The organism is Clostridium cavendishii DSM 21758 (assembly GCF_900141845.1).
Classification (GTDB): domain Bacteria; phylum Bacillota; class Clostridia; order Clostridiales; family Clostridiaceae; genus Clostridium_AG; species Clostridium_AG cavendishii.
Genome location: NZ_FQZB01000012.1, coordinates 23,156 through 41,456, shown reverse-complemented (window position 1 = coordinate 41,456; position 18,301 = coordinate 23,156). Strand labels below are relative to the sequence as shown.

The 18,301-nt window shown below is 28.5% G+C and carries 20 protein-coding genes; 15 read left to right on the top strand and 5 right to left on the bottom strand.

Annotated elements, in window-relative coordinates; all coding sequences use genetic code 11:
• Positions 1–51 precede the first annotated feature (51 nt).
• Genes BUB01_RS13955 through BUB01_RS13945 form a run of 3 tightly spaced genes read left to right on the top strand, consistent with a single transcriptional unit; the run spans position 52 to position 3,073 of the window.
• Positions 52–318: a metal-sensing transcriptional repressor gene (locus BUB01_RS13955; RefSeq protein ID WP_072989005.1), complete on the top strand. Its 267-nt coding sequence runs from the start codon at positions 52–54 to the stop codon at positions 316–318.
• A gap of 54 nt (positions 319–372) precedes the next feature.
• Positions 373–2,832 carry a heavy metal translocating P-type ATPase gene (locus tag BUB01_RS13950; RefSeq protein WP_072989002.1) on the top strand — a complete coding sequence of 820 codons (2,460 nt, stop codon included), beginning with the start codon at positions 373–375 and terminating at the stop codon, positions 2,830–2,832.
• A gap of 25 nt (positions 2,833–2,857) precedes the next feature.
• Positions 2,858–3,073, top strand: a complete 216-nt coding sequence (locus BUB01_RS13945; protein WP_072988999.1) for a heavy-metal-associated domain-containing protein — start codon at positions 2,858–2,860, stop codon at positions 3,071–3,073.
• 83 nt (positions 3,074–3,156) lie between these two features.
• On the opposite strand, the gene BUB01_RS13940 is transcribed toward BUB01_RS13945, so the two are convergent.
• From BUB01_RS13940 to BUB01_RS13930, 3 genes are all read right to left on the bottom strand, one after another.
• On the bottom strand, positions 3,157–4,230 hold the full coding sequence (locus BUB01_RS13940; RefSeq protein ID WP_072988997.1) for a cell wall-binding repeat-containing protein: 1,074 nt from the start codon (positions 4,228–4,230) through the stop codon (positions 3,157–3,159).
• A gap of 175 nt (positions 4,231–4,405) precedes the next feature.
• Positions 4,406–4,834, bottom strand: a complete 429-nt coding sequence (locus BUB01_RS13935) for a hypothetical protein (RefSeq protein WP_072988994.1) — start codon at positions 4,832–4,834, stop codon at positions 4,406–4,408.
• 241 nt (positions 4,835–5,075) lie between these two features.
• Positions 5,076–6,914, bottom strand: coding sequence for an urease accessory protein UreH domain-containing protein (locus tag BUB01_RS13930; RefSeq protein WP_072988991.1), 1,839 nt, complete (start codon positions 6,912–6,914; stop codon positions 5,076–5,078).
• A 468-nt stretch (positions 6,915–7,382) separates the two neighbouring features.
• On the opposite strand from BUB01_RS13930, the gene BUB01_RS13925 reads away from it, so the two are divergent.
• From BUB01_RS13925 to BUB01_RS13885, 10 genes are all read left to right on the top strand, one after another.
• A complete protein-coding gene (locus BUB01_RS13925; RefSeq protein ID WP_072988988.1) occupies positions 7,383–7,754 on the top strand; it encodes a four-helix bundle copper-binding protein in 372 nt (123 codons plus the stop codon).
• 359 nt (positions 7,755–8,113) lie between these two features.
• Positions 8,114–8,785, top strand: coding sequence for a manganese catalase family protein (locus tag BUB01_RS13920; RefSeq protein ID WP_072988985.1), 672 nt, complete (start codon positions 8,114–8,116; stop codon positions 8,783–8,785).
• A 201-nt stretch (positions 8,786–8,986) separates the two neighbouring features.
• A complete protein-coding gene (locus BUB01_RS23495; RefSeq protein ID WP_200802870.1) occupies positions 8,987–9,133 on the top strand; it encodes a hypothetical protein in 147 nt (48 codons plus the stop codon).
• Between the two features lie 217 nt (positions 9,134–9,350).
• Positions 9,351–9,587: a spore coat associated protein CotJA gene (locus tag BUB01_RS13915; RefSeq protein ID WP_072989562.1), complete on the top strand. Its 237-nt coding sequence runs from the start codon at positions 9,351–9,353 to the stop codon at positions 9,585–9,587.
• On the top strand, positions 9,577–9,873 hold the full coding sequence (locus BUB01_RS13910; protein WP_072988981.1) for a spore coat protein CotJB: 297 nt from the start codon (positions 9,577–9,579) through the stop codon (positions 9,871–9,873). The genes BUB01_RS13915 and BUB01_RS13910 overlap by 11 nt, the downstream gene beginning before the upstream one ends.
• Positions 9,874–9,876: 3 nt before the next feature.
• Positions 9,877–10,476 (top strand): manganese catalase family protein, encoded by a 600-nt coding sequence (locus tag BUB01_RS13905; protein ID WP_072988978.1) that lies wholly within the window; start codon positions 9,877–9,879, stop codon positions 10,474–10,476.
• A 277-nt stretch (positions 10,477–10,753) separates the two neighbouring features.
• Positions 10,754–10,960, top strand: coding sequence for an alpha/beta-type small acid-soluble spore protein (locus tag BUB01_RS13900; protein WP_072988975.1), 207 nt, complete (start codon positions 10,754–10,756; stop codon positions 10,958–10,960).
• A gap of 350 nt (positions 10,961–11,310) precedes the next feature.
• Positions 11,311–11,505 carry an alpha/beta-type small acid-soluble spore protein gene (locus tag BUB01_RS13895; protein WP_072988972.1) on the top strand — a complete coding sequence of 65 codons (195 nt, stop codon included), beginning with the start codon at positions 11,311–11,313 and terminating at the stop codon, positions 11,503–11,505.
• Between the two features lie 321 nt (positions 11,506–11,826).
• Entirely contained in the window at positions 11,827–12,033 is a 207-nt protein-coding gene (locus BUB01_RS13890; RefSeq protein WP_072988968.1) for an alpha/beta-type small acid-soluble spore protein, read from the top strand.
• Positions 12,034–12,415: 382 nt separating this feature from the next.
• The gene (locus tag BUB01_RS13885; RefSeq protein ID WP_242958413.1) at positions 12,416–12,553 is read left to right on the top strand and encodes a CDIF630_02480 family spore surface protein; all 138 of its coding nucleotides are present in this window, start codon (positions 12,416–12,418) and stop codon (positions 12,551–12,553) included.
• A 66-nt stretch (positions 12,554–12,619) separates the two neighbouring features.
• Here the strand turns inward: BUB01_RS13885 and nifJ are convergent, their stop codons facing one another.
• Complete coding sequence (gene nifJ, locus BUB01_RS13880) at positions 12,620–16,147, bottom strand: pyruvate:ferredoxin (flavodoxin) oxidoreductase (RefSeq protein ID WP_072988963.1); 3,528 nt, start codon at positions 16,145–16,147, stop codon at positions 12,620–12,622.
• A gap of 252 nt (positions 16,148–16,399) precedes the next feature.
• On the opposite strand from nifJ, the gene BUB01_RS13875 reads away from it, so the two are divergent.
• The gene (locus BUB01_RS13875; RefSeq protein ID WP_072988953.1) at positions 16,400–16,939 is read left to right on the top strand and encodes a hypothetical protein; all 540 of its coding nucleotides are present in this window, start codon (positions 16,400–16,402) and stop codon (positions 16,937–16,939) included.
• A gap of 14 nt (positions 16,940–16,953) precedes the next feature.
• Positions 16,954–17,385 (top strand): GerW family sporulation protein, encoded by a 432-nt coding sequence (locus BUB01_RS13870; RefSeq protein WP_242958407.1) that lies wholly within the window; start codon positions 16,954–16,956, stop codon positions 17,383–17,385.
• A gap of 39 nt (positions 17,386–17,424) precedes the next feature.
• Here the strand turns inward: BUB01_RS13870 and BUB01_RS13865 are convergent, their stop codons facing one another.
• Entirely contained in the window at positions 17,425–18,231 is an 807-nt protein-coding gene (locus BUB01_RS13865) for a DUF2935 domain-containing protein (protein WP_072988946.1), read from the bottom strand.
• Positions 18,232–18,301 lie beyond the last annotated feature (70 nt).

Genomic DNA, 18,301 nt, shown 5'->3' with positions numbered 1-18,301 from the left:
ATATTATACTAATAACACCCCCCTATGGAGGGGGGGTAAAGGAGGCGTAATATGAACGAGGAAAGAAAAAAAGCGGTACAATCATTAAAAACTTCAAAGGGACAAATTGAAGGTATTATAAAGATGATTGAAGATGGGAGATACTGTGTTGATATATCTAATCAAATAATTGCAGCTCAAGCTCTTTTGAAAAAGGCGAACATGTTAATTTTAAAACAGCATATGCATCATTGTGTTAAGGATGCAGTTAAAATGGATAATGGTGATGAAAAAATAGATGAAATTATAGATCTTTTATCTAAAATAATAAATAAGTAAGTTTTTGAAATATGTAACAATCTTGTAATTGATACATACAAGGAGGGCAAATATATGACAATTAAGTCATTAAAAATAGAAGGTATGACCTGTGCAGCTTGTGCAAAGGCTGTTGAGAGAGTATCTAAAAAGATTCAAGGAGTTTCTGAAGCAAATGTAAACTTTGCTACGGAAAAACTTAATGTAAGTTTTGATGAATCAAAAGTAGCCATATCAGATATTCAAGTAGCAATAGAAAAAGCAGGATACAAGGCTATTATTGAATCTAAAGAAAATGTGTTAAAAATAGAAGGTATGACTTGCGCAGCTTGTGCTAAAGCTGTTGAGAGAGTAACAAAAAAATTAGATGGAGTTATAGAATCAAATGTTAATTTTGCAACAGAAAAATTAAGTATAAGTTACGAACCTTCAAAGCTTAGAATTTCTGATATAAAAAAGGCTGTAGAAAAGGCTGGATATAAAGCATTTGAGGAAAAAGTTATTACTATAGACGAAGATAAAAAAAAGAAAGAAAAAGAGATTAAACTATTGTGGAAAAAATTTGTTATTTCCTTAATATTTACTATACCGCTACTAATTATCTCTATGGGACATATGGTAGGAGAAAAATTTGGATATAGTCTTCCAAGTTTTATTGATCCTATGAGTAGTCCTAGGGTATTTGCTATAGTACAATTAGCTTTAGTAATTCCAGTTATGATTGCGGGTAACAGATTTTTTAGAATGGGTTTTAAGTCATTAATAAAAAGAAATCCTAATATGGATTCTCTAATTGCAATGGGAACTTCAGCAGCATTCTTATATGGAATATTTGCTATAGTACAGATTTTTGGAGGTAACGTACATTATGCTTATGATTTATACTTTGAATCAGCAGCAGTTATTATAACTCTTATAACTCTTGGTAAATATCTAGAATCAGTTACAAAAGGGAAGACATCAGAAGCTATTAAAAAATTAATGGGACTTGCCCCTAAGACTGCAATAATAATAAAAGATGGTAAAGAAATAGAGATTTCTATAGAAGATGTTGAAGTAGGTGACATAATTTTAGTTAAACCAGGTGAAAAGATGCCTGTAGATGGAGAAGTTATTGAAGGAATGACATCTGTAGATGAGTCTATGCTTACAGGAGAAAGTATACCTGTAGAAAAAACTATAGGCAATAAAATAATAGGCGCTAGTATAAATAAGAATGGTTCAATAAAATATAAAGCAACAAAAGTTGGCAAAGATACAGCTTTAGCACAAATTATCAAACTAGTAGAAGAGGCCCAAGGTTCTAAAGCGCCTATAGCCAAATTAGCTGATATAATTTCAGGCTATTTCGTACCTGTAGTTATAGGAATTGCTATTATATCAGGCTTTGCATGGTATATATCTGGAGAAACAGTAACATTTTCTTTAACTATATTTATATCTGTTTTGGTAATTGCATGTCCTTGTGCATTAGGCTTAGCAACACCAACAGCTATAATGGTTGGAACTGGAAAAGGAGCTGAATATGGTGTCTTAATAAAAAGTGGAGTTGCATTAGAAACAGCTCATAAGATAAAGACTATTGTATTTGATAAAACGGGAACTATAACTGAAGGTAAGCCTAAGATTACTGATATAGTTGTTACAGATGTTATAACAGAAAATGATTTATTAAGTCTTGCCGCATCTGCAGAAAAAGGTTCTGAACATCCACTTGGGGAAGCAATAGTAAAAGGGGCAAAAGAAAAAGGATTAGAATTTAAGAAAGTTAATATATTCAATGCTATTCCAGGTCATGGTATTGAAGTTGAAATAGACGGTAAAAAAATCTTACTTGGAAATAAAAAGCTTATGGATGAAAATAATATACATTTACAAAGATTAGAAGAAACTTCAAATAAATTATCAGGTGAAGGTAAAACACCTATGTATATAGCCATAAATGAAAAGATTGCAGGAATTATAGCAGTTGCAGATACTGTTAAAGAAAATAGTAGAAAAGCAATAGAAAAACTTCATCAAATGGGCATAGAAGTAGTAATGATTACAGGAGATAACAAGAGAACAGCTGAGGCAATAGCTAGTCAAGTAGGAATAGATAGAATTTTAGCTGAAGTTCTTCCACAAGATAAAGCAAATGAGGTTAAAAAGATTCAAGCAGAAGGCAAAAAGGTAGCGATGGTTGGGGATGGGATAAATGATGCTCCAGCTTTAGCGCAAGCTGATATTGGAATTGCTATAGGGTCAGGTACAGATGTTGCTATGGAGTCAGCTGATATAGTTCTTATGAGAAGTGATTTAATGGATGTAGCAACTGCAATTGAGTTAAGTAAGAAGACTATCACAAACATAAAAGAAAATTTATTTTGGGCATTTGGTTATAATACATTAGGTATTCCAATTGCTATGGGGATTCTTTATATTTTGGGAGGCCCACTTCTAAATCCAATAATTGCAGCGGCAGCTATGAGTTTTAGTTCGGTATCAGTTTTATTAAATGCATTAAGATTAAAAAGCTTTAAACCAATTAAATAAATATAAAATTTTAGGAGGAATAAAAATGAAAAAGAAAATATTAATTGAAGGTATGAGTTGTGGACACTGTGTAAATCATGTTAAAGAAGCACTAATAGAACTTAATGGTGTTACAAATGTAGAGGTGGATTTAGCTTCTAAATCAGCTATAATTGAAGCCACTAAAGATATAAAGGATGAAGATATAAAGTTCGCTATTGATGATGTAGGTTATGATGTTATAAATATAGAAGCTATATAAAGATATGAAAAGTATGGAGGTATTAGAGTAATTTATTATCTCCATACCTTTTTATATTTAATATAATATTCTTTAAATTATTGTTATACAGTTATTAATTGCTCAATATAAAATTGCATCTCTTCAGGTATTTGATAATAATTTCCAAGTATATATCCATGCATAAATGGAGGTTTAGGCGGCTCTTTTTGAGGTGGCTTTAATGTTAATATATAATCATTTGTTACTCTAGGTATTTTTGCGCCTTCTACATATAAAAGAGGAGAATGCTTACCAATATGTGCAAATATGCAAGAAGATAGATTATAGACCCAATTATCAGGATTTCCAAAGCAAAATGCCCAGCCATTTTTTTCATTAATATTCCAGCCAAACATTCCTTCATCCGAATAGTATTTTGAAAAATTCACTGCAACATCATAAGGTGTGTTTCCATCTATTCTATCTACATAGCCTTTTACAATATCTTTTATTTCATTTAAAACTTCATTTGAAATTATAAGTTCACTACCAATAATAAATACATTTTTATCATTATATTTAATTAACTTTTGTTTTGTAGCCTCCGGCAATTTGTTTTTATAAGTAAAAAGTATAGGTACTCCCATATGGGCAGAAAAATAAGCTGCAGGAATAGCCTCTTTAAAATTTTCTGCAGAAACTATCATTAGATTTTTGTTACCTTCCATAGAAGCTGATGGAATAGAATATCTAAATTCCATTGCTTCAGTAGCAGCAATAATAGGATCATTTCCAGTAATTCGAGTAACTGACAATCCTGAATTTAATAGTTGAACCTCAATTACTGTAGATATTGGTCCAACTATAAGTACTTGAGCAGGTACATTTTTACCTGTTGGGGATAATCTAATAATTTCATCAAAGTTTTCTTGTAAAAGGTAATCTTTATTTGTAAAAATTAATGGTGCATTTATTGGAAAGTGTATTACTGGTGATGCAAGTAATCCGTAATGATAAGAAGTTAAAGGAACAAGTATAACAGCATTAGGTCTCCAACCTACTTTTGGTGTAGGATATAGTAATTTGGTAACATAATTGTTAAATTTGAATGGAGTTTCACCTAGTATACGTGTTGTATTAGCAGTATCTATAACAATATTTGTAGTAGGTTTATAACATGGAAATAATGAGTACATAAATATATTCCTCAAATTAATTATTTATTATATTATATTGTTTCATTTTAGATATGTTCAATCTAAATATATATTATTAAGCTTTGGCTATCGTATAAATAAAGTGAATACAAAATCAAGAAAGAAAAATCTAATGTAGCATTATTAAAAAAAGAAAGTGTCTTAAAAAATCATTTCAAGACACTTCCATCTTATGTAATGTGGAAATGGTTTGAGTTAATACTATGCCAAGTACTAGATGTGAAATTAAATTTATTATAAAACTGCCTATTCCCATTGACCATGTAGGAGTAGTTATTCCTGAAATAGAAAAAATAATATTCATTACTCCCCACCAAGTTACACCTATAATTAGACCAGAATAAAAATAATTTTTTATAAATTCAGTAGATACTAAGAGGGATATAATTAAGCTAATTACACCAACACCAATAATATAAACAATCCAAGTTAATACGTCAGTACCTCTTCCAAATAGAAAACCAGAAAATGTACCTACTGTATCAACGTTAGAAGTATGAGCACCAAATGTCACTTGATCTATTAATAGTTTTATAAAACCACCAATTAAACCACCTATAAAGGCAGCTGTGCTTTTTTTCATTAAAATAACCTCCTTACAAGATATCTTGTAACATAAGATAAACGTATTATTATGAAATTAGTGTGTCCAAGTAAATTAAATCTATTCAAACAGGATTTAAAGTTGAAACAGCAAATAAAGTTTATGAGAAAAAACACAGATACAATATATGTAAAGATATCTGTGTTCTATACTGTTAAATATTAAATTTGAATATTTAAATAGAAGATAGTTTATTATCATCAGTAATTTATTTTTTATATTAAAAAGGTGAAAAATATTTTGAACGTGTTTTCTCTAAATCAGTAGTCTTTAAATCATCAACAACTTCAATTATTCCTAATACATAATTGTCTTTAACAATTGTATATCCACCAGCCTTTTTAGGACTAAACTCTACTTCATTTATACCTTTTTTTGCAGTAAAAGAGCTAATAGTGTTTTTAGTATCTAAATCTAAAATTAAATATTCACCTTCTGCATTATCAAAAGCACTTAAATCAAAGGTTAATTTTGTGTTTGAGCTGTTTCCAGTAACAACTATTAACGGCTCAAGTTCATAGCCAGTGCCTTTAAATTTGGCATTTTGATATTTTTCTGATACTAAAGCTTTATGAATTAATTTTTTTGTTGGAACTTTTGTTAGATCACTGCCGTATATGCTAGGTTTGCTAGAAGCTACAGCACTAGAACTATCAGCAACAGGAGTCGCACAGCAACTTGGACCTGTACTTGCTGGTGGTAGAGAAGAATCAGATTTTGATGTATCTACTGTATCAAGTTTATCTACAACTTTTATTACGCCTTGTATCATTCCCATCCAACAGCTAAAGTTTATATCCTTGTCTCCTGGAGTAAATTCAATAATATTTTCACCATTTTTTAATTTTTGTTGTTTATTTAGGGCTTGTACTACAATACTATTATTACAAGAGTTAAGTTGTTTTCCATCAATTATCCATTTAACAGGGATGCCTTTTTGAACGTAAAATGCATTAGGTGTATAACCGTTATTATCAGCAGTCATATTTATAACCTGAACACCATTCTTTATAGTAGCCTTAGAAACATTTGAATTAGAAGAATCGCTTGTTTTTCCATTTAATAAAGTTTTAGATCCATTAGAAAGTGCTGTTAAAGGATTAATATTTATACCAGCTAAAGCAAATCCTCTATTTCCCATAATAAGACCAAGAACTATAATTAGAACACCACTAAGTTTAAGGATTTTTTTAGTATATCTTTTGCTTAAAAGTCCAGATAATGCACCAAAAGTAAGCATAAGAGGAACTGTTCCAAGTGAAAAAACAAACATTGCTAAGGCACCTTTTAGAGCACTGCCTGTTCCAAGTGCAAATAACTGCATTGTTTGAAGTGGTCCACAAGGCATAAGTCCATTTAAAAGTCCAACTATAAATGGAGAGCTAGATTTATTCTTAACTTTACATGATACATGAGGTAATTTTATATTGAACCATCTAAAAATACTAAAGCCTGCCATATTAAAGCCCATCATAATCATAAATGCACCAGCAAGTATTTGCATTATTGATTTAGTAGTAATTGAAAGAGAGAATACTGAACCAAGTGCACCTATTATTCCGCCTAACATAGTATAAGAGATAACTCTGCCTATATTATATAATAATGTTGGAATAATGGCTTCAAACTTTCCCTGTTTCTTATTAGTTATAGTTATACTTTGAGAAAGCATAATGCCTCCACACATTCCTACACAATGTATAGAAGTGAAAACACCAACAGTAAAAAGCATGATGTATGAAGCATTAGCAAGTTTAGAATCCATATTAAAGCCATTAGTATTAAAACCAAGCAAAACAATAATAGCTGTAAGAATAAAGATGCCAAAAAAGCCAAAATTATTTGAATGTTCAGTATCATAGCCAGCCTTTTTTATTGCAGATTTAATTTCACTTATACTACATAAAGTAGCATTATATTCTACGACAATAGATTCTGTACTATAATTAGCTTTTACATTTACTATACCATTTAATTTCTTAATAGCTTTTTCAATTCGACTTTCACAAGATGTACAGGTCATCTCATATACTTTAATTTTTTCACATTTAATATTCATAAAAATCCTCCTAATCAAATGTATATAGATATAAACATATAGAATGTTAATCTTTTGATTGATAAAAGTTATGTTAAGAGCTTATTTTAAACTTTCATTTAAGGAATTTATATAGAATAATGAAGTTTATATAATATCAACTTATATAACGATATGTTTAAATTATATAAAATAAATATGTGGATTATATGAAGATAAAAAAGTTTTAAATAAATGAACTTATTAACATAATATATAAGTTGATTGAAATAGTCTGAGTATTTTTATTTATGGAATTTATTAATACAAAGTTTATTCATCTAACTTAAATGTTAATATTTATAAAATTGTAAATACTAAGAAAGTTGCTTATATATGTAAAAATCAAATGTAACGTTAACATAAATACATTGATTATTAAGAATAATTGAAGATATAACGGAAAAAATAATCCTTGTAATATAAAAAAAATTTGAGGAGGAAATAATTATGATGGCAACAATGAATAGGATAGCAGAATCTCTTATACAAGGAGGAAATCCTCATCAGGCGTGTATAGATGTATGTGGTAAATGTACTCAAATATGTCAAGAATGCTTTGATATGTGTTTACAAGAACCAGACGTAAAGTCAAGGAAAAATTGTATTAAGACACTACAAGATTGTGCAGAGATTTGTTCTACAGCGGCATGTCTTATGTCAAGAGGAAGTGGAAACATAAAAGAAATCTGTAATGTATGTGCTACAATATGTGAGAAATGTGCAACTGAATGTGAAATGTTTAGCAACGAACATTGTAAAGACTGTGCGAACACTTGTAGAGAATGTGCAACTGAATGTAGAAATATGGTTGAAATGTAGTAATTAAATAAAAGCCAACTGTAAATATATATTAAAATATTTTTCACAGTTGGCTTTACTTAAATACATCTAAATATAAATATATTTTTAGGAAGTAAAATGGTGTTTTATTTCTTGTACACTATAATAAAGATGTATTTTATAAATATATGGTATATATTTATAATGCCCATTTGTTTAACTAAAAATTCATTATTAATACAATTTAATTAATATAATTTACTTTGAAAATAATAACTTATTATATTAGTTAAATTTGTATATGGTTTTATATGTTATTACATGAATTTATTTATTAACATATTTAATTTATTTAAAGAAAAACTAATTAAGTAATAAATCTTAGGAGGGATGTACATTTGTTTAAACATGAAAAGCAATTATTACAAGAAGTAAAAGTAGAAAAGCCAAATCCTCAGTATGCGGTTCTTATGCAAGAACAAGTAGGAGGGGGTAATGGTGAATTAAAAGCTGCATTGCAATATCTATCTCAAAGTTTTAGAATTAAAGATCAACAAATAAAAGATTTATTTTTAGATATAGCAGCAGAAGAATTAAGTCATATGGAGATGGTTTCTCAAACTATACATCTATTAAATGGTCATGATGTTGACTATAAAGCTGTCGAAGCTGGAGAAATTCAAACACATGTGCTTGCGGGTTTGTCTCCAGTTCTAATAAATTCATCTGGAGCTCCTTGGACTGCAGACTATGTTACAGTAACAGGAGATTTAGTTGCTGATTTACTTTCTAATATTGCATCTGAACAAAGAGCAAAAGTTGTTTATGAATATTTATATCGTCAGATTAATGATAAATATGTGAAAGAAACTATTGATTTCTTATTAAATCGTGAAGAAGCGCACAATGCACTTTTTAGAGAAGCTTTAAATAAAGTAAAAGATACAGGATCAAATAAAGACTTTGGTGTTACAGAAGATTCAAAACTTTATTTTGATTTATCAACACCAGGAAAGAGCTTTAATGCCCCAGATCCAACAAAAGTAGAATTTTCTAATCCAAGAAAGTGATAGTACATATAAATTAATTATATAAAAATACACAAATTTAATTAAGATTAATATACATTGATGTCTTTAACTAAAAAGCTATGAATATTAAAATTTCATAGTTTTTTAAATTTAATAACTTATAAAGTAAACTTGTTATTTACAATATTATCTATTAGATAATAAATTATTTAAAATAAAATTTTATGAAAAGGAGATATTATGAGTAATAAATTAAGAGTAACTAAAAAACAAATGGCTTCGTTAGGATTAAAAAAAAGTGAACAAAATGGATACGAGTATATTAATCCTGAAGATGAAAGCAAATATGAATATAAACCAGTTAGAAATAGAAAATCAAAAGTTTAGTATTAATAGGCAAAAATATTAAAAATGAATTTTACATAAATAATAATTTATAGATATGGTTTAAATTTATTAACTTATGAGAATAGCCAGTAATTACGTTAAATTACTAGCTATTTTTTGGATATAAAAAATATTAATACAAATATTTGTCACTTTTTGGATAATTCGAATATTATATCATGTAATTAATATTTTATGGAGAATAAAATTGAAACAGATGAAAAGTAAAGAAAATACACAACAATATTTTATAGGTAGCAGTTGTATACCTCAAGAAACAACTATAAAGAATGTTAGACTAGCTGCTGCTTATGTTCCATATGAAATTTTATGTACCCTTTTCACACCATTAGAAGCATTAAAAAAAGGAACTGCTTTTCCAGAATTATATAGTCCTTATAAAAAAGAAGAAAATGTAGAACCTAAGAAGAGGGGGAAGCATTATGAGAGATGAATTAGAAAAGATGGATAAAATGGAGCTTTTGAAACAAATTAGTATCTCACAATTTATGAGAATAGATTTAGCTTTATATCTTAACACTCATCCAAATGATAAAGAAGCTATAAAGAAATATAATAATTATGCAATGCTTTGTAAAGGCTTGAAAGAAACTTTTGAAATGAATTATGGAATGTCAACACAGAATGATTTATCCAGTTCATCTTGTTGGGAGTGGATAAATGAGCCATGGCCATGGGAAGAAGAGGCTAATTTTACACTTGAAAAGGGGGAGATGTAATTTATGTGGACATATGACAAATTTTTAGAATATCCAGTAAAAATAAAGAATCCAAATCCTAAAATGGCAAAAATTATTATTACACAATATGGAGGACCGGATGGAGAACTAGCTGCTTCATTAAGATATTTAAGTCAACGTTTTTCAATGATTACATCTCAAGCTATAGCAACCTGTAATGATATAGGAACAGAAGAACTAGCTCATTTAGAAATGGTAGGGTCGATTGTTAGACAATTAATGAAGGGTGCAAGCCGTGAAGAAATTGATGCAGCTGGAATGAGTGCTTACTATGTAGATCATGGTAAAGGAATATATCCAATAAGTGCAGCAGGCGTCCCTTTTACGGCTTCTTATATTCAATCGAAAGGAGATCCTATTGTAGATCTTACTGAGGATTTAGCTGCTGAACAAAAGGCAAGGGCTACTTATGAATATTTAATAAAAATGGCTGATGATCCTGATGTAATAGAACCATTAAAGTTTTTAAGGGAAAGAGAAGTTGTTCATTATCAAAGGTTTGGTGAGGCTCTTAGAGGAGTTCAAGATTATTTGCAAGAACCTCATTTGTTTACGATTGAAAAACCCGAATCTTTTAAATAAATTTAAGTTAATTTTAAATATTATTTTAATTTTTGAATCTAGAATAAATAAAGAATTTAAAACCTAATATATATGAAATTTTTATAAACAAATAAATTTGAAATAATATATTTAAAGTAACATTGACGAAAAGAATTTTATTTTTTAAAAATCCATAAGTATCAATTTTACAAATGAAAAGCCCATTTCTAATTTTACTAATATTTTTATAGAGTATCATCTATATTATTGGTTAAGATATTAATGTGAAAATAATAAACAAAGGAGGAAGATTGATATGTCTTCAAATAACGGAAGTAACAGAACTTTAGTACCAGGAGCAAAACAAGGATTAAACAGATTAAAGTATGAAGTTGCATCAGAAGTTGGAATGCAAGATTATGAACACATAGACAAAGGAAACCTTTCTTCAAGACAAAATGGTAGTGTTGGTGGAGAGATGGTTAGAAGAATGGTTGAAAGTTATGAACAGAATTTAAAATAATAAATAATTGTAAATGCACTAAGTTGGTCTTGGTGCATTTATATATGTTTTTTGATATTAATAGTTAAAGTTAATTAGTATATTAATTTAAAATAAATGTGCCATATTAATTTTAGATAAAGACTCCAATATATTAAATTTAATTTTAGCTATTAAATAATATAAAAGTTAAAATAAATATAAAAACTTTAAGGTGTACTGACCTTAAAGTTTTTATATTTTAAATTATATATATTTAATATGGAAAACATATAAAATTTAAGAGTTTAATTCTAATAATACCAATAAGTTTATAGACTATAATTAATAATGGTGGTTAATATAATAGTGTAAAACAAAATAACAAATAATTGGGTAGTAACAGAACTTTAGTACCAGGAGCAAAACAAGGATTAAACAGATTAAAGTATGAAGTTGCATCAGAAGTTGGTATGCAAGATTATGAACACATAGACAAAGGAAACCTTTCTTCAAGACAAAATGGTAGTGTTGGTGGAGAAATGGTTAGAAGAATGGTTGAAAGTTACGAACAAAATTTAAAATAATAAATGTTATGAATGCACTAAGTTAATCTTAGTGCATTTAATATGTTATTACTATAAGTGAAAATCCAAATTTCAATTTGGTTAATCTGAACTTACTCATACGAATTAAATGAGTAGGAGTTTCCTTTAAATAACAATCTAAATCTTTAATAACAAAATATTAGGCCTAAAAATTTTTATAATAAAATATAATTTAGAATGGGTAAAATTAAACAATGGAAGTTTTAAATTCTAATCTTGCTAATAAGTTTATAGATTATAAATTGTTAAGTAGGGTTAATATATTAATGTGAAAATAATAAACAAAGGAGGAAGATATATATGTCTTCAAATAGCGGAAGTAATAGAACTTTAGTGCCAGGAGCAAAACAAGGATTAAACAGATTAAAGAATGAGGTTGCATCAGAAGTCGGGATGCAAAATTACGAACAAATAGACAAAGGAAACCTTTCTTCAAGACAAAATGGTAGTGTTGGTGGAGAAATGGTTAGAAGAATGGTTGAAAGTTATGAACAAAATCTAAAATAATAAATAATGCACTAAGTTAATCTTAGTGCATTTATAAATGTATTAGCATATTAGTATTTAAAGTTAAGTATTAAAACAGATGTGCCATTTTTGTTAATAATATATATTTTTAGCTATAATTTTAGTATAAGATACTAATACATTGGATAATATACTAATATGAAAAGATTATTTATCTTTTCATTGTCTAGAAGTCTTATGCTGACCTAGATATATTAAAGGACTCTAAGATTTTGTTTTGACTTTAAGTAGACTACTATAAGTAAGACAAATAATCTTAGGGTTTTTTAATATTTAAATTTATATGTAATAATATGTTAAAAAATAGATTTTATCTAAAGGAGGTAATATTGTGAAAGATGAAAAGACTAAAGATAGTTTTATGAAAATTCCAATTGAAAAACACGAAACTGCTGCATGGGCTGATATCGAAAAGACTAAGCCTGTTTCTAAGGTGACAATACCTAGTGAGGCAAATGTAATTAATGCTAAAGAATATGTGGATTCAAACGAAAAATAATTCTATACTTAATTAAAAAAGAGATACTTTTTAAATTTTATTTTAAAAAGTATCTCTTTTTGTTTGTTAACTTTGAAGTTCTGATAGCTTTTTATACAATAAGTATCTATCATTAGCAAATTGTTCTGATAAGGTGAACATCTCTTCTGCTTTATCAGGGAATATAGTTGCTAGTGAAGCATAACGTATTTCACCCTTAATAAAGTCTCTATATGATGAATTAGGTTCTTTAGAATCTAATACAAAAGGATTTTTTCCTTCGACTTTTAATAAAGGATTATATCTGTATAGATGCCAGTAGCCAGATTCAACAGCTTTTTTCTCTTCATTCATACTAGTTCCCATACCAGATTTAATACCATGACTTATACAAGGAGCATAGGCTATAATTAAAGATGGTCCTTTATAAGCTTCAGCTTCTGTAATAGCTTTTATAGTTTGGTTCATGTTTGCACCCATGGCTATTTGAGTTACATAAACATGACCATAAGTCATTGCCATTAAACCAAGATCTTTCTTTCTAACCTTTTTACCACCAGCTGCAAGCTTAGCAATTGCTCCAGCAGGAGTTGACTTAGAAGATTGACCACCAGTATTTGAGTATATTTCTGTATCCATAACAAATATATTTACATCACTACCTAATGATAATACATGGTCTAAACCACCATATCCTATATCATAAGCCCAGCCATCTCCACCAATTAGCCATTGAGATTTTTTAATTAGAAAATCTTTTTTATCCATTATTTCTTTTAAAATTTTATTTTCATTTAAATTTTCTTTGTTTAATAAATTTAAAATCTTTGTAGTAGCTGATTTAGAAATATTAGCATCTTCAATTCCAGATAACCATTCTTTAAATGAATCTTTAAGGTCGTTATTAATATTAGAATTTAATGATTCATTCATTAATTCAGTCAATCTTTCTCTCATTTGTTTAACAGCTAAAAACATTCCATATCCGTATTCAGCATTATCTTCAAATAATGAATTTCCCCAAGAAGGTCCTTTCCCTTGTTCATTAGTAGTATAAGCTATAGCTGGTGCACTAGCTCCCCAAATAGAAGAACAACCTGTGGCATTAGCTATCATCATTCTATCACCAAATAATTGAGTTAATAGTTTTATGTAAGGTGTTTCTCCGCAACCAGGACACGCACCGTTGAATTCTAATAAAGGTTTTACAAATTGACTTCCTTTTAATGTATTAACACTCATTATATTGTCTTTTTGTTTAACAGTAATAGCAAATTCAAAATTTTCAGCTTGCTCGTGTATTTGTTCTTCTGCATCTTTCATTATTAAAGCTTTACCAGGAGCAGGGCATATGTCTGCACAATTACCACAACCAGTACAATCAAGAGGACTTATTTGAATACGATAATGTAATTTTTCTATTTCACCTTTACCAGTTGGTTTCTTTGTTAAAAATGTTTCAGGCGCTTTTTCTTTTTCATTATCATTTAATAAGTATGCTCTTATTACTGCATGGGGACAAATGTAAGAACATTGATTACATTGAATACATTTATCAATTTGCCATTCTGGAATTTTTACTGCTATTCCACGCTTTTCATAAGCAGTTATACCTAGTGGGAAGGTACCATCTTCCATTCCATTAAATGCACTTACAGGAAGTTCGTCACCCTCATGTCTAGCCATAGGCCTTTCAATATTTTTGATAAAGTCTGGCATTTCTTTTACAGTTTTATTTTCATCTTGTACATTTGCCCATTCTTTTGGAACATTAACTCTATGAGCTGCATTTGCTCCACTATCAATAGCAGCTTTATTAGCATCTACTATGTTTTGACCTTTCTTACCATATACTTTTTCAACAGAGTTTTTTAAGTAGTTTAAAGCTTCTTCTATTGGTATAATATTAGCTAGTTTAAAGAATGCAGCTTGCATTACCATATTAATTCTAGAACCTAATCCAACTGCTTGAGAAATTCTAATAGCATCTACTGTATAAAATTCAATGTTATTTTGTGCAATATACCTTTTAACGGAAGCTGGTAGTTTCTCTTCTAATTCTGATTCAGTCCAAGGACAATTTAAAACAAAAGTTCCGTTTTTCTTTAAGCCTTTTAGAACATTTAAATTATATAAAAAAGACTTATTATGACAAGCAATGTAATCAGCTTCATAAACTAAATAAGGAGATTTAATTGGTTTGCTACCAAATCTTAAATGAGATATAGTACTTCCACCAGATTTTTTACTATCATAAGCAAAATAAGCTTGAGAGTAAAGATTTGTATTATCTCCAATAATTTTAATTGCACTTTTATTTGCACCAACAGTTCCATCAGATCCTAAGCCATAGAATTTACATCTTATAGTTCCTTTAGGTGTAGTTTCTATAGGTTCTGTTTCTGCTAATGATGTATTGGTAACATCATCTACAATTCCAATAGTAAACCTATCTTTTGGAGTATTTTCTTTAAGATTATTGAAAACAGATAAAATTTGGGAAGGTCTAGTATCTTTAGACGCTAACCCATATCTACCTCCAACTATTAAAGGCTTATTAGGATTATTATAAAGTACTTTTATAACATCAAGATATAATGGTTCGCCAACTGAACCAGGTTCTTTTGTACGATCTAAGACAGCAATTTTTTTAACAGTTTTAGGTAGTACTTTATTAAAATATTCACTAGAAAATGGTCTATATAAACGTACTTTAATAACTCCTACTTTTTCACCTTTTCCTCTTAAATAATCTATTGTTTCTTCAATAGTATCACAAACAGAGCCCATAGCTACAATTATATTTTCGGCATTAGGATCTCCATAGTAATCAAAAGGATGATATGCCCTTCCAGTTATTTTTTCAATTTCCCTCATATAATTCTCTACTATATCTGGAGTAGCATCATAAAATTTATTTGAGGCTTCTCTCTTTTGAAAGTATATATCAGGGTTTTCAGCTGTACCTCTAACTGAAGGATGCTCTGGATTTAAACATTTGTTTCGAAATTCTTGTAATGCTTCATGGTCAATAAGTTTTGCTACATCTTCATAATTTATAACTTCTATTTTTTGTATTTCATGTGAAGTTCTAAAGCCATCAAAAAAGTGTAAAAAAGGTACTCTAGCTTTAATTGCTGATAAATGAGCTACATTAGTTAAATCCATAACTTCTTGAACACTTGCAGAAGCTAAGAGAGCAAACCCAGTTTGCCTTGCAGCCATTACATCTTGATGATCACCGAAAATAGATAATGCATGGGTAGCAATAGCACGAGCAGTTACATGAAATACTCCAGGTAATAATTCTCCTGCTATTTTATACATATTTGGAATCATTAAAAGTAATCCTTGGGAAGCTGTATATGTAGTTGTTAAAGCACCTGCAACTAAGGAACCATGAACTGCACCAGCAGCTCCAGCTTCTGATTGCATTTCAACTACCTTTACTGGTTGACCAAATATATTCTTTTTACCATGTGTAGCCCATTCTTCTACACTTTCTGCCATAGGTGTGGATGGTGTTATTGGATAAATGGCAGTTACTTCTGTAAAAGCATAGGATGCTTCAGCAGCAGCTTGGTTTCCATCCATCGTTTTCATAATTTTTGTCATAAAAATCGCTCCTTCATAAGTGTTTAATTTAACAAGACATGTTTATTATTTACTATCAGGTTATTAGAAATACATGTTATTTAATAAATTAATGTTAAAAAATTAGATTTAATAAAAAGGGTTATTGTTATGTAAAATTTAATTTAAAAAAACTTAATATGTTTTATTGAACAGTAACTTCAAATATAACCTTGACTTTCATAAAATAAATAAATCAAAAAAAACTATACTATATTATGAAAGGAGAATTATATGTATATACTAGTACCATTACTTATTATCCTAGCAATAATACTAATAGTAACATTGCTATTAAGTGTCTATCATATGAAGGTAATATTTTCATTTAATTCTCAAGAAACTAATCATCTCAATTTAGTTTTATATTGGCTATATCCTTTTATTAAAGGAATTGTCAATAGAGAAGATAATAGACTTGTTATTTCTTTTTATATATTTGATAAAAAATTTATGACTAAACATCTTAGTAATGAAGGAAATATCAAGGAAAGTTTCAATATGATAAAAAACATAAAGTTTGATTATGTGAATTTGAGAACTTCATATGGATTTAAAAACCCAGCTTTAACTGGAGTAATTTGCGCTTGGGTTAAAGTTATTTCAGCCTTTATAAACGTAAAAGAGTTATATAATAATCCTAGTTTTTCTATGGATTCAGATTATGTAAATTTTATTGCTGAAACAGAAATCAACTTAATTACCACAATGAAAAATATATTGAAATTTAAATTTTTAGGTTTATCACACAAATCGTTATTAAGTGCAAAATAAGGAGGAATTTAATGATGGAAAATTCAACATTTAGTCAAAATATGGATACTGTATTTGATGATCTTCATAACTTTGTAAAAACAGATTCAGTACTTGGTACTCCTCTTCCAATAGGGGATAAAACTTTAGTTCCTATAATGTCTGTAACTTTAGGATATGGTAATGCAGATATGCCTCAAAAATCTCAATCAAGTCAATCTAATGGTACTGGAATAGGTGGAATAGGTGCTAAAATCTCAGCTGAAGCTGTTGTAGTTGTTGATAAAGATAATGTAAATATGCTGAATATAAATGATAGCACTAATATGAATCAATTAATAAATAAAATTCCAGAAGCTTTAAATAATATAACTCAAAATATGTCTCAAAAGTCACAAGGACAACAAAATCAACAGCAACAAGGACAGCAAACTCAACAACATAGTCAAAGCTCCCAATTTAAATAATAAAAAAAAGTGGATTAATATCCACTTTTTTTATTATCTTTATTCTATTCTTTCTTTTGCAGGATTACAATTAGGTTTATTTATATTTGCCACGAATGAAAGTTTTGTTAAATAGTAACATTCTTCTCTAAACATATGATCATAGGATAAAGGAGGAAGTATGCTAAGAACTTTTTTATTAAGGACATTTTCTCTTAATTCCTTTAAAATTTCTTTAAAGGAATTCATTATTTCATCAACATCAAGATTTAGTTTATTAAGAGCTGGAAAGTCAGTAAGCCCACCTCTCATATAACCTTTATATTCTATAGCTTTTAAGTACATATTATCAAAGTTTTTAGAGTACATCCTCATAATTTTAATAAGTTGTTTTTGAGTTATATCAAGGTTACTAGCTATAATTGATGCATGACCAGCTCCATCAGAAAGCCAAAGTAAATGAAGATGTATAGGGTTAGCATGTGAATAACTTTCTTTAATTAAAGCAGTAAGTATAAGTATATAATCATCTAATTCATTAACCATATGATTAATAAATGTACTAGAAAGAGAAATATCAATTTTATCAGTAAGCTGTTTATTAATTATATCTAGTTTAAATTCCCTAAATTTTAATGCTACTTTGTAAATTTCAGTATTTAATTCATCAAGTTCATCATTAGAAAGTTTTTGTTTGGATAAATCCAGTAAATTATCAAATTTAGAGATAAACATGTCTGCTTTTTTTATAAATGTAGTTTCGTTTGGTGAAAGACCATTTAAGATAAAACGAGCATGATCTCCTAAAATTTGTAGCCAAAATTGATGCTCAAATATTGTTAATTTTTTTATGCTGCTTTGTTCCAATTTTTATCTCCTAAATAGCAATTTTCTTTATATATATATTATGATTAGTATATAAAATTTGTTACGCCGT

Excerpts from the sequence above, each read along its gene's own strand:
- BUB01_RS13945 (WP_072988999.1), top strand. The coding sequence starts at position 2,858 with ATGAAAAAGAAAATATTAATTGAAGGTATGAGTTGTGGACACTGTGTA.
- BUB01_RS13915 (WP_072989562.1), top strand. The coding sequence starts at position 9,351 with ATGAAAAGTAAAGAAAATACACAACAATATTTTATAGGTAGCAGTTGT.
- BUB01_RS13930 (WP_072988991.1), bottom strand. The coding sequence starts at position 6,914 with ATGAATATTAAATGTGAAAAAATTAAAGTATATGAGATGACCTGTACA.
- nifJ (WP_072988963.1), bottom strand. The coding sequence starts at position 16,147 with ATGACAAAAATTATGAAAACGATGGATGGAAACCAAGCTGCTGCTGAA.
- BUB01_RS13940 (WP_072988997.1), bottom strand. The coding sequence starts at position 4,230 with ATGTACTCATTATTTCCATGTTATAAACCTACTACAAATATTGTTATA.
- BUB01_RS13870 (WP_242958407.1), top strand. The coding sequence starts at position 16,954 with ATGGAAAATTCAACATTTAGTCAAAATATGGATACTGTATTTGATGAT.
- BUB01_RS13955 (WP_072989005.1), top strand. The coding sequence starts at position 52 with ATGAACGAGGAAAGAAAAAAAGCGGTACAATCATTAAAAACTTCAAAG.
- BUB01_RS13885 (WP_242958413.1), top strand. The coding sequence starts at position 12,416 with ATGAAAATTCCAATTGAAAAACACGAAACTGCTGCATGGGCTGATATC.
- BUB01_RS13950 (WP_072989002.1), top strand. The coding sequence starts at position 373 with ATGACAATTAAGTCATTAAAAATAGAAGGTATGACCTGTGCAGCTTGT.
- BUB01_RS13910 (WP_072988981.1), top strand. The coding sequence starts at position 9,577 with ATGAGAGATGAATTAGAAAAGATGGATAAAATGGAGCTTTTGAAACAA.
- BUB01_RS13925 (WP_072988988.1), top strand. The coding sequence starts at position 7,383 with ATGATGGCAACAATGAATAGGATAGCAGAATCTCTTATACAAGGAGGA.
- BUB01_RS13875 (WP_072988953.1), top strand. The coding sequence starts at position 16,400 with ATGTATATACTAGTACCATTACTTATTATCCTAGCAATAATACTAATA.
- BUB01_RS13890 (WP_072988968.1), top strand. The coding sequence starts at position 11,827 with ATGTCTTCAAATAGCGGAAGTAATAGAACTTTAGTGCCAGGAGCAAAA.
- BUB01_RS13900 (WP_072988975.1), top strand. The coding sequence starts at position 10,754 with ATGTCTTCAAATAACGGAAGTAACAGAACTTTAGTACCAGGAGCAAAA.
- BUB01_RS13935 (WP_072988994.1), bottom strand. The coding sequence starts at position 4,834 with ATGAAAAAAAGCACAGCTGCCTTTATAGGTGGTTTAATTGGTGGTTTT.
- BUB01_RS13905 (WP_072988978.1), top strand. The coding sequence starts at position 9,877 with ATGTGGACATATGACAAATTTTTAGAATATCCAGTAAAAATAAAGAAT.
- BUB01_RS23495 (WP_200802870.1), top strand. The coding sequence starts at position 8,987 with ATGAGTAATAAATTAAGAGTAACTAAAAAACAAATGGCTTCGTTAGGA.